This window comes from Klebsiella oxytoca NBRC 105695 (assembly GCF_001598695.1).
In the GTDB taxonomy this organism is placed as follows: Bacteria; Pseudomonadota; Gammaproteobacteria; order Enterobacterales; family Enterobacteriaceae; genus Klebsiella; species Klebsiella oxytoca.
The window spans coordinates 284,501-298,880 of sequence record NZ_BCZK01000005.1; the positions used below are offsets into that span (position 1 = coordinate 284,501).

The window sequence follows — 14,380 nt, forward strand, 5'->3', positions numbered from 1 at the left end:
AAGAGGTCGATATGTCTCAGTCAATTACGCGTAGCAACTTTGATGAATGGATGATGCCTGTATACGCGCCAGCGGCTTTTATTCCGGTACGCGGCGAAGGGTCACGCCTGTGGGATCAGCAGGGGAAGGAGTATATCGATTTTGCCGGCGGCATTGCGGTTAATGCCCTCGGCCATGCGCACCCGCAGCTGGTTAAGGCTCTGACCGAACAGGCGGAGAAATTCTGGCATACCGGCAACGGCTATACCAATGAGCCGGTACTACGTCTGGCTAAGCAGCTCATTGACGCCACTTTTGCCGACCGGGTCTTTTTCTGTAACTCGGGGGCTGAAGCCAACGAAGCGGCGCTAAAACTGGCGCGCAAATATGCCCACGATCGTTTCGGCAGTGAGAAAAGCGGCATTGTGGCATTCAAGAATGCCTTCCATGGCCGCACGCTGTTTACTGTTTCTGCGGGCGGTCAGCCGGCCTATTCACAGGATTTTGCGCCGCTGCCGCCGCAGATTCAGCACGCTATCTTTAACGACCTCGACTCGGCAAAGGCGCTGATCGACGACAATACCTGCGCAGTGATCGTTGAACCGATGCAGGGGGAAGGCGGCGTCGTACCAGCGGATGTGGAATTCCTGCGCGGCCTGCGTGAGCTGTGCGATGCGCACAATGCGCTGCTGATTTTCGATGAAGTCCAGACCGGCGTCGGCCGTACCGGGGAGCTGTACGCCTATATGCACTATGGCGTGACGCCGGACGTGCTTTCCACCGCGAAAGCGCTGGGCGGCGGTTTCCCGATCGGCGCGCTGCTGGCCACGGAACGCTGCGCCAGCGTAATGACCGTGGGTACTCATGGCACCACCTACGGCGGCAACCCGCTGGCCTGCGCGGTGGCGGGGGAAGTCTTTGCCATCGTCAACACGCGTGAGGTTCTCAACGGCGTTAAGCAGCGCCATCAGTGGTTTAGCGAACGGCTCAACGCCATCAACGCCCGGTACGGCTTGTTTAAAGAGGTTCGCGGTCTGGGGCTGCTTATTGGCTGCGTGCTGAAAGATGAATATGCCGGCAAGGCGAAAAACATCAGCAACCTGGCGGCGGAGGAAGGGCTAATGATGCTGATTGCCGGCGCCAACGTGTTGCGCTTCGCACCGGCACTGATTATCAGCGAAGACGAAGTCAATAGCGGCCTGGATCGCTTCGAGCTGGCCTGCAAACGCTTTCTCTCGGGGGTCTCATCATGATGGTGATCCGTCCAGTCGAAAAAGGTGACCTGCCGGGGTTAATGACGCTGGCAGGCGAAACCGGCGGCGGCCTGACATCGCTGCCGGCCGATGAGGCCACGCTGGCCGCGCGCATTGAACGTTCACAGATGACCTGGCGCGGCGAGCTGCCGAAAAGCGAACAGGGGTATGTATTCGTTCTGGAGGACTGCACCAGCGGCGCGGTGGCGGGAATTTGCGCCATTGAGGTGGCCGTAGGGCTTAACGACCCCTGGTACAACTATCGCGTTGGTACGCAGGTCCACGCATCGAAAGAGCTAAACGTCTATAACGCCCTGCCGACGCTGTTTCTCAGTAACGACCATACCGGCAGCAGCGAACTGTGTACCCTGTTCCTTGATCCAAAATGGCGAAAAGAGGGCAACGGCTATCTGCTGTCGAAGTCGCGTTTTCTGTTTATGGCCGCCTTTCGTGAACGCTTCAACGATAAGGTCGTGGCGGAAATGCGCGGCGTAATTGATGAGCACGGTTACTCGCCATTCTGGGAGAGCCTCGGGAAACGCTTCTTCGCGATGGAGTTTTCCCGCGCCGACTATCTGTGCGGCACCGGGCAAAAAGCGTTTATCGCCGCGCTGATGCCGAAGCACCCGCTGTATATCGACTTCTTAAGCGATGAAGCGCGGGCGGTTATCGGCGAGGTTCATCCGCAAACCGCCCCGGCCCGCGCGGTGCTGGAAAAAGAGGGATTCCGCTATCTCAACTACGTCGATATTTTCGACGGCGGTCCGACGCTGGAATGCGAAATTGACCGGGTGCGGGCCATCCGCAAAAGTCGGCTGGTTACCGTCGTTGAAGGCGAACCCGAGGCGGGAGAGTGGCCGCCATGCCTGATCGCCAATGAACAGTACCATCACTTTCGCGCCATGCTCGTTCACGCGGACCCGGATAGCGACCGCCTGGTGCTAAGCGCGCGTGAGCTGGATGCCCTGAAATGCCATTCCGGTGAACAAATTCGCCTGGTTCGCCTGTGCCCTGAGGAGAAAAAATCATGAGTTTATGGATCAATGGCGACTGGCAAAGCGGTCGCGGCCCGGCCCGACAAAAACATAACCCGGTAAGCCAGGCGCTACTGTGGCAGGGACAGGATGCCGATGCTGAGCAGGTTGCGCTGGCGGTCAGCGCGGCGCGGCGGGCATTCCCCGCGTGGGCGCGCCAGCCGTTTGCCGCCCGCAAAGCGATAGCAGAAAAGTTTGCTGCTTTACTTGACGCGAACAAAGCTGAATTAACCGCCATTATTGCTCAGGAGACCGGCAAACCGCGCTGGGAAGCGGCGACGGAAATCACCGCGATGATCAACAAAATCGCGATTTCAGTAAACGCTTACCATAGTCGTACGGGGGAAGCGCAAACCGCACTGGCCGACGGCGCAGCCACTCTGCGTCACCGGCCGCACGGCGTACTGGCGGTGTTTGGTCCCTACAATTTTCCCGGACATTTACCAAACGGACATATTGTTCCGGCGCTGCTGGCGGGCAATACCGTGGTGTTCAAACCCAGCGAGCTGACCCCACAGAGCGGCGAAGCGGTGGTAAGGCTTTGGGCAGAAGCCGGCCTGCCGCCCGGGGTGCTTAACCTGCTTCAGGGCGGTCGGGAGACCGGCGAAGCGCTGAGCGGTCAGTCAGATATCGACGGTCTGCTGTTTACCGGCAGCTCTGCCACCGGCTTTCAGCTCCATCGCCAGCTTGCCGGCCAGCCGGAAAAAATACTCGCTCTTGAGATGGGCGGCAACAATCCGCTGATCGTCGATGAACCGCAGGATATCGATGCCGCCGTTCATCTCACCATTCAGTCGGCATTTATTACCGCAGGCCAGCGCTGTACCTGCGCGCGTCGGCTGTTGGTGAAGCGCGGTGAGGCTGGCGATGCGTTTCTTCGCCGTCTGGTGACAGTGTCACAAAAACTTATTCCTGACGCCTGGGATGCAGAGCCGCAGCCTTTCCTCGGGGGACTTATTTCAGCGCAGGCGGCGCAGAAAGTGCATCAGGCCTGGCTGACACACGTCTCCAACGGCGGCCAAACGCTGCTGGAGCCGCGTCTGCTACAGGCCGAAACGTCGCTGCTGACGCCGGGTATTATCGACATGAGCGAGGTCGCGCAGGTGGCCGATGAAGAGGTTTTTGGCCCACTGCTCTGCGTCTGGCGTTACGACCATTTCGATGAGGCGATTGCGCTTGCTAACGCGACCCGCTTCGGGCTTTCCTGCGGGCTGATCTCCGCCGAACGCGAGAAGTTCGACCAGCTGCTGCTGGAGGCGCGCGCCGGTATCGTGAACTGGAATAAACCGCTCACCGGCGCCGCCAGCACCGCGCCGTTTGGCGGGACTGGTGCTTCCGGTAACCATCGGCCGGGGGCCTGGTACGCCGCGGATTATTGCGCCTGGCCGATGGCCAGCCTGGAATCGCCGGAGCTGTCGCTCCCGGTCGCGCTCAGCCCGGGTCTGGATTTTGGCCAGGAGAGCTCACAATGAACGCCTGGGAAGTGAACTTTGACGGGCTGCCGGGCCTGACCCATCACTATGCGGGATTATCTTTCGGCAACGAGGCTTCGACCAAACACCGCTATCGGGTGTCAAATCCGCAGCTGGCGGCAAAGCAGGGGCTGAAAAAAATGAAAGCCCTGGCGGATGCGGGCTATCCGCAGGGGATCATCCCGCCGCAGGAGCGGCCAAACATCCCCCTGTTGCGCCAGATTGGCTTTAGCGGTAGCGATGAGCAGGTGCTGGAAAAAGCGTCGCGTCAGGCGCCGGAGCTCCTCTCGGCGGCCAGTTCAGCCTCATCAATGTGGGTGGCCAACGCCGCTACGGTCTCGCCATCGGCGGATTCGCTGGACGGCCGGGTGCATCTGACCGTCGCCAACCTCAATGATAAATTCCACCGCGCCAGCGAAGCGCCTACCACCGAGGCTTTGCTGAAGGCTATTTTCCCTGATGAGCAGCGGTTTGCCGTACACGGCGCGCTACCCCAGGCCTCGCTGTTCGGTGATGAAGGGGCGGCAAACCATAACCGTCTCGGCGGCGACTACGGCGCCCCTGGCGTGCAGCTGTTTATTTACGGTCGTCAGCAGGGTGGGGAAGAGAGCCCGCAGCGCTACCCGGCGCGGCAGACGCTGGAGGCCAGCCAGGCCGTTGCCCGCCTCAACCAGGTCAACCCCCGGCAAGTGATTTTCGCCCGTCAAAACCCGGCGGTGATTGATAAGGGCGTATTTCATAACGATGTGATTGCGGTAAGCAATCAGCAGGTGCTGTTTTGCCACGAGCAGGCGTTTGTCGATCAGCCGCAGCTCCTGCAGCAGCTGACGGAGCGGGTTGCTGGTTTTACGCCGCTTGTGGTGCCGGCGGGCCAGGTATCGGTAGAAGAGGCGGTGGCGACCTATCTGTTCAACAGCCAGCTGCTGAGCAAACGCGAGGGCGGAATGCGGCTGATTCTGCCGCTGGAAGCGCAGGAGCATCCGGGCGTCTGGCGTTATCTGAACCGGCTGGTGGAGGGCGATAACCCGATTGATGAGCTTCAGGTTTACGACCTGCGCGAGAGCATGGCCAACGGCGGCGGCCCGGCCTGCCTGCGTCTTCGGGTGGTGCTGACTGAGAACGAGCGACGAGCGGTGAATCCGGCGGTCATGATCGACGACGCGCTGTTCGCCACTTTGAATGATTGGGTAGACCGCTACTATCGCGATCGCCTGACCCAGGCCGACCTTGCGGATCCGCAGCTGCTGCGCGAAGGTCGCGAAGCGCTCGACCGCCTGACGCAAATCCTGCGCCTCGGCTCCGTATATCCGTTTCAGCAATAAGGAGATGTCGTGGACGACTTTCTGGCATTAACGCTGGCTGGGCGTTTGCCCCACCATTTTCATGGCCAAACGGCGCACTTCCGCTGGCACTGGATTGACTGCGGTATACTGCAGCTCATTCCCCATGAGCCCTGCGAGCGCTCGCTGGTATTGTCCGCCGGGATCCACGGTAACGAAACCGCGCCGGTCGAAATCACGGATTTACTGCTGCGTCAGTTGTTCTGCGGGGAGTTGCCGTTACGCTGGCGGTTGCTGGTGGTCTTCGGCAATCCTTCGGCGCTGAGGGCCAATAAACGCTATCTGCACAGCGATATTAATCGGATGTTTGGTGAGCGCTGGCGGGCTTTCAGCGTCAGCGATGAAACCGCTCGCGCCCGGCAACTGGAGCATGCGCTGGCGCGCTTTTATGCGCCGGGTAGCGGTGAGCGCTGGCACCTGGATTTACATACCGCTATTCGCGGATCGCTGCATACGCGCTTTGGCGTCCTGCCAGCGCGCGATAAGCCGTGGGATGAAGCATTCCTGGGCTGGTTGGGGGCGGCTGGCCTGGAAGCGCTGGTCTTTCATCAGCAGCCGGGCGGCACCTTTACCCATTTTAGTAGCGAACGTTTCGGCGCGCACTCCTGCACGCTGGAACTGGGAAAAGCGCTTCCTTTTGGCGACAACGATCTCAGCCAGTTTGCCGCGACGCAGCGCGCGCTGGCGCGTCTGCTGGCCGGCGAGAGGGCGTTGGCTGCCGGTGATTCGCCGCTGCGCTACAGAGTGGTGCAGCAAATTACCCGCAGCAGCGACAAATTTCAGCTGCATATGTCGGCGCAGACGCTAAACTTCACCCCCTTTTCTGCCGGGACGCTGCTGGCTGAAGATGGCGAAACCCGCTATGTCGCGGCTAAGGAGCCAGAATATGTGCTGTTTCCCAACCCCGACGTAGCTTTTGGCCAGCGAGCCGGGCTGATGCTCGAACGCTTCTGAATATGCTGTCGCCCCGGTGGCGATGGCATTTATTTTGCCGGCTGTTTTTTCCTTTAGATCTTAATTTTTTGTGCGCTATCGGCTGATTGCGGATTATTCCTGGATAAATGCTTTGTTTTTAATCTGCGCTGGTTTATAGTCTTCATAATTTCTCGACAAAACAGCCTGTTAATTATTTTTTCTTGCAATTATCTCCCCATAATCCTTATTTTCTCCATAATTGGTCAGAAACTGTTTTTTATACTTTCAATGTTTTACGCTTGCTCTGACTAATTGACGATAAACGTCGTAAAGTTAATCTCGTCAACACGGCAACGCGCCGTAAGAATAACGCAAAGTAAGGATTGAACGATGAAAAAGATTACAGCTCTGTTTGTTGCCTCTACTCTGGCTCTTGGCGCGGCTAACCTGGCTCACGCGGCTGATACTACGGCAACCTCAGGCGAGACCGCGCCGATGATGCATCATAAGCGCGGCCCGGCGGGCCCACATGAAATGATGTTTAAAGGTCTGAACCTGACCGACGCGCAGAAAACGCAAATTCGCGACATCATGAAGAGCCAGCGCGACAATATGAAGCGTCCGTCCCTGGATGAGCGCCGCGCGATGCATGAACTGGTTGCCAGCGATACCTTCGATAAGGCAAAAGCGGAAGCGCAGATTGATAAAATGGAAGCCCAGCATAAAGAAATGGCGCTGGCTCGACTGGAAACTCAGAACAAGATTTACAACATTCTGACCCCGGAACAGAAAAAACAGTTCAATGCTAATTTTGAGAAGCATCTGACAGATCGTAAAGCGCCGGAAGGTAAAATGCCTGCACCAGCTGAATAATTCAGCGCGCTGACTTAAGACCGCCGGTCTTGCCCAAGAATGCCAACAGGCTTTGGGCAGGGCCGGCGGTTTTTTTATCTGCATCTGCGGCGGGGCAACGGCAAAACGCCGGTGAAACCTGATTTACCCGACAGGGGCGAATATGCGAGGATGAGGCCTCAACCGTTATCATGGGCGCAGTCACCCTGACTCTGCTGCCCGCTATCGCTTCGGATTTTGCATATGGAAATGTATATCGGCCTCGCCGTCCTCGTTGTCGTCCTCGTCTGGGTTATCATGACCTATAACCGCTTTATCTCACTGCGTCGTTTCAAAGACGAGGCCTGGAGCGGTGTCGCTGTGCAGCTTAAGCGCCGCCACGATCTGGCGCCCAATCTACTGAGTCTGGTGAAACGCTATGCGCTGCACGAAAAGGAATTGCTGGAAGAACTGGGCCGCCAGCGTAGCGTACTGGTCGGCAGCACCAAACAGATAGCCGACAGCGAACGCCACTATTCCGCTACGCTGGGACGTATTTTCGCGCTCGGCGAAGCCTGGCCGGAACTCAAAGCCAGCGACAACTTCCTCTCATTACAGCAATCGCTTAATGAAATAGAAGAGCAGCTGCAGATGGCTCGCCGCTACTTCAACGGTACGGTGCGCGATTTGAATATTCTGGTCGAGTCTTTCCCCAGCCTGCTGCTGGCGCGACTATTTAAATTTAAAGCAGAAGCTTTCTTTGAACTGGACTCACCGGAAGAAGCTCAATCTCCACGGATGGAGTGATTAAATGCTCTGTATAACTCTGCGGGTAGTGCGCGCGTTCGTATTGTTGTTGCTGTTGCCTGCCAGCGCAGCATTCTCCGCAAACAACCCGATTATTATTAAAGATGCTTCTCAACTCCCCGCTGGCGCTATCCTGGCGTATGAACATATCCTCTCTTTTGATTCCCGGGCGCGCTTTAGCCCGAACGGCAGCATGGCGATTGAGGAGAATATCAAGGTACTTGCCCTGGGGAAGGAGATTCGGCGAGGGATTTTGCGCACGCTTCCCCTCACGTGGAACCGCCAGGATGGCAAAATCTTCCGTGTTGACTATACGATCGAATCGGTGTCGCGCGATGGCATCTCTGAGCCATTTAGCCTTGATGAGGCAGCAAAAAGCCTGACGGTACGTATCGGCAGCGGCGAAAAGATATTAAAACCAGGGATCTATCACTATCGGATTCGCTATCAAATCAGCAACCATTTCAGCCGATTTCCCCTGTGGGATGAACTGTACTGGAACGTGACGGGCAATGACTGGGCCTGGCCAATTAGCAAGGCCAGCTTTAGCCTGACGCTACCGGATAGCGCCGCAAATCTCAACGCTGACGCCAAAGATGCCAGGCTGCGCTCAATTGATGTTTATACCGGGATCGCTGGCGCCAAAGAGCACAACGCAACGATTCTGCCCGACGGTAGCGTGCGCACTCTGCGTCCGCTGGCAAAGGGGGAGGGGCTGACGGTTGTTTATACCTGGCCGCGGGAGATACTTGCCCGCGCTCCGGCGCCGGAGGCCGCTTCGCCGCTGGTGCATTTACTTTTCCCCAACCTGAAAACCTGGGTGATATGGCTGCCGCTGCTGTTCATGCTCGTTTATTATCTGCTCTGGTGGCGGAAGAACGTCACCCAGGCCGGGTTGAGAATGCCGCCTGTTGTGCCGCTCTTTTCGCTGCCTGCCTCCATGTCGCCAGGCCACCTGCGTTTTATTACCCGGCGTAAATATGACGATGTGGCTTTTAGCAGCGATTTATTAGCGCTGGTCGCGAAACGCGGGATGACGCTGACGAGCGACAAAAATCCATCCCGCAGCCCGTGGCGATTAAATTCCGGCATCAAACAACGGCTGACCCGCCTCCCCGTTGAGGGAAACAGACGGTTAAACAGAGACGATCTCCAGCTATTAAGCACCCTATTTAAAGGCAAACAGAAAAATATCGATCTCAGTAAGGCCCATCAGCGGTCAGTGCAGAGTGCGCGTAAACGTCAGGAGACGCGTTGTGAAGAACAGCGGGCTAAACTCTTTCGTAAATGGGGGCAACCGCTGCGGCGCTGCATCTACATTGCGCTGCTTGTTCCGGTAGCGTGCGGTCTTTGGGTTAATGCGGAGGCCGCGCTGCTGACGATACCGGCCGCAGTTTTTATGCTGATCGGCGGTTCGCTGCTGGCTTTTTTCTTGCGGTTTCTTTGTCATCCTCGGGAGATGTGGCGCGACTGGGGCCCCGCCCCGGTACTGTTTTGTGCCTCTTTTGGTATTTTAGCGATGCTCGGCGGAAGCAATTTTCTGTTGGGAATGTTGCCCATAACCCAACTTCCCGCCGGATATATTGGCGCGCTGCTGATGGCGTTCGCCCTGTGCGTTTTTGTTGGCTGGAAAACGCCTCGTTATACGCAGCGCGGGTTGGATGAGCTGGCCGTCGCCAAAGGACTGAAGCTGTATCTTGGCACCGCTGAAAAGAACCGCTATCAGATTATTTACCCGCCTGCGCAGATGATCTCCCATTTTGAAGAACTACTGCCCGTAGCGTTGGCGCTTGGCGTGGGGAAAACCTGGGCGAACACCTTTGCCCACTATCTGAGTAGTACTGGCGCTCTGTCGGAAGCGTTTGCCGGTGCTGGCTGGGAAAGCGTGCATCATTTCAGCGAGTCCTGTCGAACCTCCTCTATATCCTCGCCGACCAGCGGTTCAGGGGGCGGTTCATCATCGGGTTCAGGCTATAGCGGTTCCGGCTCTTCCGGTGGCGGTTCATCCGGCGGCGGCTCAGGCGGAGGCGGCGGCGGAGGCTGGTAATTAAGGGAGACGCCCCGATAACCTACTGCGGGATCTGATGCTGGCATCGTGCGTTTCCCGGCAGGTCTTACCGGACTGACGGGAAACGCGTATGGCAGCAGTTTTTAAACCGGGCAAGGCCATATCACCACGGAATGCGATATGAGCTGTTCGTCAGGACAGGCATGGCCCACGGTCAGTTTTACAGCGGATGCAGCTTATAGCGGCCGCTAAGCAGCGGTTTACACAGTATTTTATAACCATCATGGTCAAATTTTGCCGCCAGACGCGTGAGCGATGAGGCCTGCGACAGGGATTCTACGGCGCCCAGCCATAGCCAGTTTTGAATAATATGGTACTGCGTCATATCCTCGCTGCGCTCTTCCAGCGCGATCGCCCCGGCCCATGGCCAGCATACCAGCTGCATTTTTTGCATATTTTCCACCAAACGCTGCTGGTGCGCTTCAACGCTCTCCTTCCCGCAGCAGGCTCCTGCGCAGCGGCCCAGCGCCGAACGAAAGCAGGCGCGCCCGCGGTTGAGCGGCTCGAGTCCCATTAATCCATAACAAAGGCGATGCTCGTCGGCAATTTTTTGCAGCGCCTGCAGCGCGGCGCGGCGATTGGCAAAAAGGCCATAGAGATCGCTTTGTCGCGAGAAATCCAGCTCGCTGGCGTAAACCACCTGCGGTCGGGCGTCAGCCAGGCGCAATGAGCACAGCTGCCGGTTTTGCCGCAGACGTTTATTAAACAGAGGCTGCTGTTCCTTAATGAGCTGCGCTTCTAACAGGAGTGCGCCGAGCTCGCCCGCCGTCCGTTGCCAGGTGATGCGTCGTGACTGGCGCAGCATAGCCGCTTCGTCGGGGGTGCGCAGATGCGACAATACCCGGCTGCGGATATTAACGCTTTTGCCGATATAGAGCGGCAGGGTATCGCTTTCGCCGTGAAACAGATATACCCCCGGCTGCCTGGGCAGAGCCTCAAGCCACGGACGCAGATGTTCGGGATACTCATAGATTGCCGCCGCTTCAAATTCGAGACGCGGGGCGGATTGCCTTCTTGCCACTATTGCTCCTGGTGCTGTTTATTTATCCAGTATAGCAGGGGAAGAGCGGAGCGAAAAGGACAATAAATCACCCCAACCTGAGTCGGGGCGAGGGAAAGAGGGGTTATTTTTTCCAGAAATCGTCGAAGACGGTGATTGGCGGGCGGCGTTTGTGCTCGGTTTTCAGATACCAGCCTTCGATCGTTTTAGCGACTTTCTCGTCCAGCGTTTTACCTTCCAGATAGTCGTCGATGTTCTCGTAGGTCACGCCCAGCGCCACTTCGTCCGGCAGGGAGGGGCGGTCGTCCTCAAGATCGGCAGTCGGCAGTTTTTTATACAGGTGCTCCGGACACCCCAGATGGGCCAAAAGCTGTTTGCCCTGACGTTTGTTGAGGCGGAAAAGAGGGTTGATGTCCGTGCCGCCGTCGCCGTATTTAGTGAAAAAACCAGTAATAGCCTCCGCCGCATGATCGGTACCTACCACCACGCCGTGGGTCATCCCGGCGATGCTGTACTGCGCTTTCATGCGTTCGCGGGCTTTTTCGTTGCCGCGAACAAAGTCGCTAAGCTCAATGCCGGCTTCGCGCAGCGCCTGTTCACTGGCCAGCACAGCACCCTTAATATTGACCGTTAATACACGGTCCGGCTGAATAAAAGCGATGGCGTCCTGACAGTCCTGCTCGTCTGCCTGCACGCCGTACGGCAAGCGAACGGCGATAAACTGCAGGCTGTCGTCACCGGTTTCGGCGCGTAGCTCATTGATTGCCTGCTGGCAGAGCTTACCGGCAAGCGTGGAGTCCTGGCCGCCGCTGATGCCGAGGACCAGCGATTTAATAAAAGGGTATTTCTGCAGATAGGACTTCAAAAAGTCTACGCTGCAGCGTATTTCGGCTTCGACATCGATCTGGGGTTTAGCGCCCAGCGCCTGAATAATCTCTTGTTGTAGCGTCATCGCGCCCTCCGGAAAGTGAATCTGTATGGCAATCAGCAGAGGTTTAACCTACCTCTTTGACGGTAAAACGACAAGGATCACAATTTTGAGTGTAGCAAAAGCAGGCAACCTCAACGGAACGGGCTTTATTATTGGAAAGATCTTAATTTCGCTTCATTTCCACCTTCGGCTTGAAAAATAACGATATTTATTCCAGGCTTATTTACACGCCAAAAAAAAGAGGATGGAATATGAACAAGCATTTTGCAGGATTTCTGGGCGCAGCAGCTGTATTAACCATGCTGGCAGGGTGTACGGCCTATGACCGTACTAAAGATCAGTTCACCCAGCCGGTGGTTAAAGACGTTAAAAAAGGCATGACCCGCGCACAGGTTGCGCAAATTGCTGGTAAACCTTCATCAGAAGTGACGATGATCCACGCACGCGGTACCTGTCAGACATACATCCTGGGTCAACGCGATGGTAAAATTGAAACCTACTTCGTCGCGCTGGATGAAACCGGCCGTGTGATGAATTCTGGTTATCAGACCTGCGCTGAATACGATACCGACCCGCGCAACAGTAAGTAACATCCCGCCATAGTGCTGATTCCTACGAAAGCCCGACCATTGGTCGGGCTTTTTTATGAGCGCTGATGCTTATTTAATTGCGCGAATTATTTGAGGGAAATGTGAGGGCAGTCAAAACGCGAGGTCAATGAGAGACAATTCTGTTCAAGGAGGAATTATCCTGCCGATGAACGATGCCGTATACTCAATGCATAAACAATACTAATTCAAAGAAACATCTCTTACCGCCTCTCCGGCATCAACGATGCGCTCAGGAGACCCGGTCACACAAATTGAGGAAGCGTTCATGGAAAAGAAACATATCTACCTGTTCTGTTCTGCTGGGATGTCTACATCACTGCTGGTCTCGAAAATGCGTGCTCAGGCCGAGAAGTATGAAGTGCCGGTTATTATTGAAGCATTTCCCGAGACTCTGGCCGGTGAAAAAGGACCTGATGCTGATGTCGTATTATTAGGCCCACAGATTTCCTATATGCTGCCGGACATTCAACGTTTACTACCAAATAAACCCGTAGAAGTTATTGATTCCGTGCTGTACGGTAAGATCGATGGTTTAGGTGTTCTGAAAGCGGCCGTTGCGGCCATTAAGAAAGCTGCTGCGCAATAATTTATATTTTAAAACTCGACATATTTCGGATGGCAATGGTTAAAATTTCGTGAGGGTGTGTTTTAACTGTTTGCTGTCCGAAATACCCTGAGTTTATTTTCCCGTCAAAGAGTAATTTCATCTATCATTGCCGCAATAATTACATTGCGGCCTTAAAGGGTATTTATTATGAGTAAAGTGATTGATTCGCTTGAAAAGGTACTCCTTCCGTTTGCGGTCAGAATAGGAAGGCAACCTCACGTCAATGCAATTAAAAACGGCTTTATTAAGTTAATGCCATTGACGTTGGCCGGGGCCATGTTTGTTTTAATTAATAACGTATTTTTGAGCTTTGGCGACGGTTCATTCTTTTATTCAATGGGCATTCGTCTGGATGCCTCGACAATCGAAACACTGAACGGTTTTAAAGCTATCGGCGGCAACGTTTATAACGGTACGCTAGGTATTATGTCGCTGATGGCGCCTTTCTTTATTGGTTCGGCTTTAGCTGAAGAGCGTAAAGTTGACCCAATGGCGGCCGGGTTGCTGGCGGTTGCGGCATTTATGACCGTTACGCCTTATAGCGTCGGGGAAGCCTACGCCGTTGGCGCGAATTGGTTAGGCGGTGCCAACATTATTTCTGGTATCGTAATCGGTCTGGTCGTTGCCGAGATGTTCACCTTTATCGTTCATCGCAACTGGGTGATTACGCTGCCGTCCAGCGTGCCGGCTTCGGTCTCCCGTTCATTCTCAGCGGTTATTCCGGCCTTTATTATCCTGTCTATTATGGGGATTATCTCCTGGGCGCTGACCCACTGGGGAACGAACTTCCACCAGATCATCATGGACACGATCTCCACGCCGCTGGCCTCAATGGGTGCCGTGGTAGGCTGGGCATACGTTATTTTCACCTCGCTGCTGTGGTTCTTCGGCGTACACGGGTCGCTGGCGCTGTCGGCGCTCGATAGCGGCATTATGACGCCATGGGCGCTGGAAAACATCGCAACCTATCAGCAGTACGGCTCCGTTGAAGCCGCGCTGGCGGCGGGTAAGAGCTTCCATATGTGGGCCAAGCCGATGCTTGATTCCTACATTTTCCTCGGCGGTACCGGCGCGACGCTGGGCTTGATCATCGCCATCTTTATCGCTTCCCGCCGCGAGGATCATCGTCAGGTGGCGAAACTGGCGCTGCCGTCCGGCATCTTCCAGATTAACGAGCCTATCCTTTTCGGTCTGCCGATTATCATGAACCCGGTGATGTTTATTCCGTTCATTCTGATTCAGCCTCTGCTGGCGGCCATCACCATGACGGCGTATACCCTGGGCATCATCCCGCCGATTACCAACATCGCTCCGTGGACTATGCCGACCGGTTTAGGCGCCTTCTTTAACACTAACGGTAGCGTCGCAGCTCTGCTGCTGGCCCTGTTCAACCTTGCCGTATCGACCCTGGTCTACCTGCCGTTTGTGGTTATTTCCAACAAAGCGCAGGGCGTCATTGAGCAGGAAGAGAGCGAAGAAGATATCGCTAACGCACTGAAATTCTAATATCGAGCGGTACGGGAAGTTTCCCG

Annotated in this window: 13 protein-coding genes; 11 read left to right on the top strand and 2 right to left on the bottom strand. The window is 55.9% G+C overall.

Annotation, left to right across the window (positions count from 1 at the left end; translation table 11 throughout):
• The first annotated feature begins 11 nt into the window (after positions 1–11).
• The 8 genes from astC to KO1_RS11285 all read left to right on the top strand — a co-directional run bounded on the left by astC (position 12) and on the right by KO1_RS11285 (position 9,678).
• The gene (gene astC, locus KO1_RS11250; protein ID WP_004112342.1) at positions 12–1,232 is read left to right on the top strand and encodes a succinylornithine/acetylornithine transaminase; all 1,221 of its coding nucleotides are present in this window, start codon (positions 12–14) and stop codon (positions 1,230–1,232) included.
• The gene (gene astA / locus KO1_RS11255; protein ID WP_004112343.1) at positions 1,229–2,263 is read left to right on the top strand and encodes an arginine N-succinyltransferase; all 1,035 of its coding nucleotides are present in this window, start codon (positions 1,229–1,231) and stop codon (positions 2,261–2,263) included. The genes astC and astA overlap by 4 nt, the downstream gene beginning before the upstream one ends.
• Complete coding sequence (gene astD / locus KO1_RS11260) at positions 2,260–3,738, top strand: succinylglutamate-semialdehyde dehydrogenase (RefSeq protein ID WP_024274046.1); 1,479 nt, start codon at positions 2,260–2,262, stop codon at positions 3,736–3,738. Before astA ends, astD begins: the two co-directional genes overlap by 4 nt.
• Entirely contained in the window at positions 3,735–5,060 is a 1,326-nt protein-coding gene (gene astB, locus KO1_RS11265) for an N-succinylarginine dihydrolase (protein WP_024274047.1), read from the top strand. The genes astD and astB overlap by 4 nt, the downstream gene beginning before the upstream one ends.
• Positions 5,061–5,069: 9 nt before the next feature.
• On the top strand, positions 5,070–6,032 hold the full coding sequence (astE, locus tag KO1_RS11270) for a succinylglutamate desuccinylase (RefSeq protein ID WP_017146079.1): 963 nt from the start codon (positions 5,070–5,072) through the stop codon (positions 6,030–6,032).
• A 351-nt stretch (positions 6,033–6,383) separates the two neighbouring features.
• On the top strand, positions 6,384–6,866 hold the full coding sequence (gene spy, locus KO1_RS11275; protein WP_004101331.1) for an ATP-independent periplasmic protein-refolding chaperone Spy: 483 nt from the start codon (positions 6,384–6,386) through the stop codon (positions 6,864–6,866).
• 222 nt (positions 6,867–7,088) lie between these two features.
• Positions 7,089–7,631, top strand: coding sequence for a LemA family protein (locus tag KO1_RS11280; RefSeq protein ID WP_023320756.1), 543 nt, complete (start codon positions 7,089–7,091; stop codon positions 7,629–7,631).
• 4 nt (positions 7,632–7,635) lie between these two features.
• A complete protein-coding gene (locus KO1_RS11285; protein WP_023320757.1) occupies positions 7,636–9,678 on the top strand; it encodes a DUF2207 domain-containing protein in 2,043 nt (680 codons plus the stop codon).
• Between the two features lie 181 nt (positions 9,679–9,859).
• Here the strand turns inward: KO1_RS11285 and cho are convergent, their stop codons facing one another.
• Together cho and nadE are read right to left on the bottom strand one after the other, a co-directional pair.
• Complete coding sequence (gene cho, locus KO1_RS11290; protein ID WP_017146075.1) at positions 9,860–10,720, bottom strand: excinuclease Cho; 861 nt, start codon at positions 10,718–10,720, stop codon at positions 9,860–9,862.
• A 103-nt stretch (positions 10,721–10,823) separates the two neighbouring features.
• Positions 10,824–11,651 (bottom strand): NAD(+) synthase, encoded by an 828-nt coding sequence (gene nadE / locus KO1_RS11295; protein WP_004112373.1) that lies wholly within the window; start codon positions 11,649–11,651, stop codon positions 10,824–10,826.
• Positions 11,652–11,881: 230 nt separating this feature from the next.
• Here nadE and osmE point away from each other — a divergent pair, with 230 nt between their 5' ends.
• The 3 genes from osmE (at position 11,882) to chbC (ending at position 14,354) form a co-directional block, all read left to right on the top strand.
• Complete coding sequence (osmE, locus tag KO1_RS11300) at positions 11,882–12,220, top strand: osmotically-inducible lipoprotein OsmE (protein WP_004101339.1); 339 nt, start codon at positions 11,882–11,884, stop codon at positions 12,218–12,220.
• A 286-nt stretch (positions 12,221–12,506) separates the two neighbouring features.
• The gene (gene chbB, locus KO1_RS11305) at positions 12,507–12,827 is read left to right on the top strand and encodes a PTS N,N'-diacetylchitobiose transporter subunit IIB (RefSeq protein ID WP_004101340.1); all 321 of its coding nucleotides are present in this window, start codon (positions 12,507–12,509) and stop codon (positions 12,825–12,827) included.
• A gap of 168 nt (positions 12,828–12,995) precedes the next feature.
• Positions 12,996–14,354 (top strand): PTS N,N'-diacetylchitobiose transporter subunit IIC, encoded by a 1,359-nt coding sequence (chbC, locus tag KO1_RS11310; RefSeq protein WP_004112376.1) that lies wholly within the window; start codon positions 12,996–12,998, stop codon positions 14,352–14,354.
• Positions 14,355–14,380 lie beyond the last annotated feature (26 nt).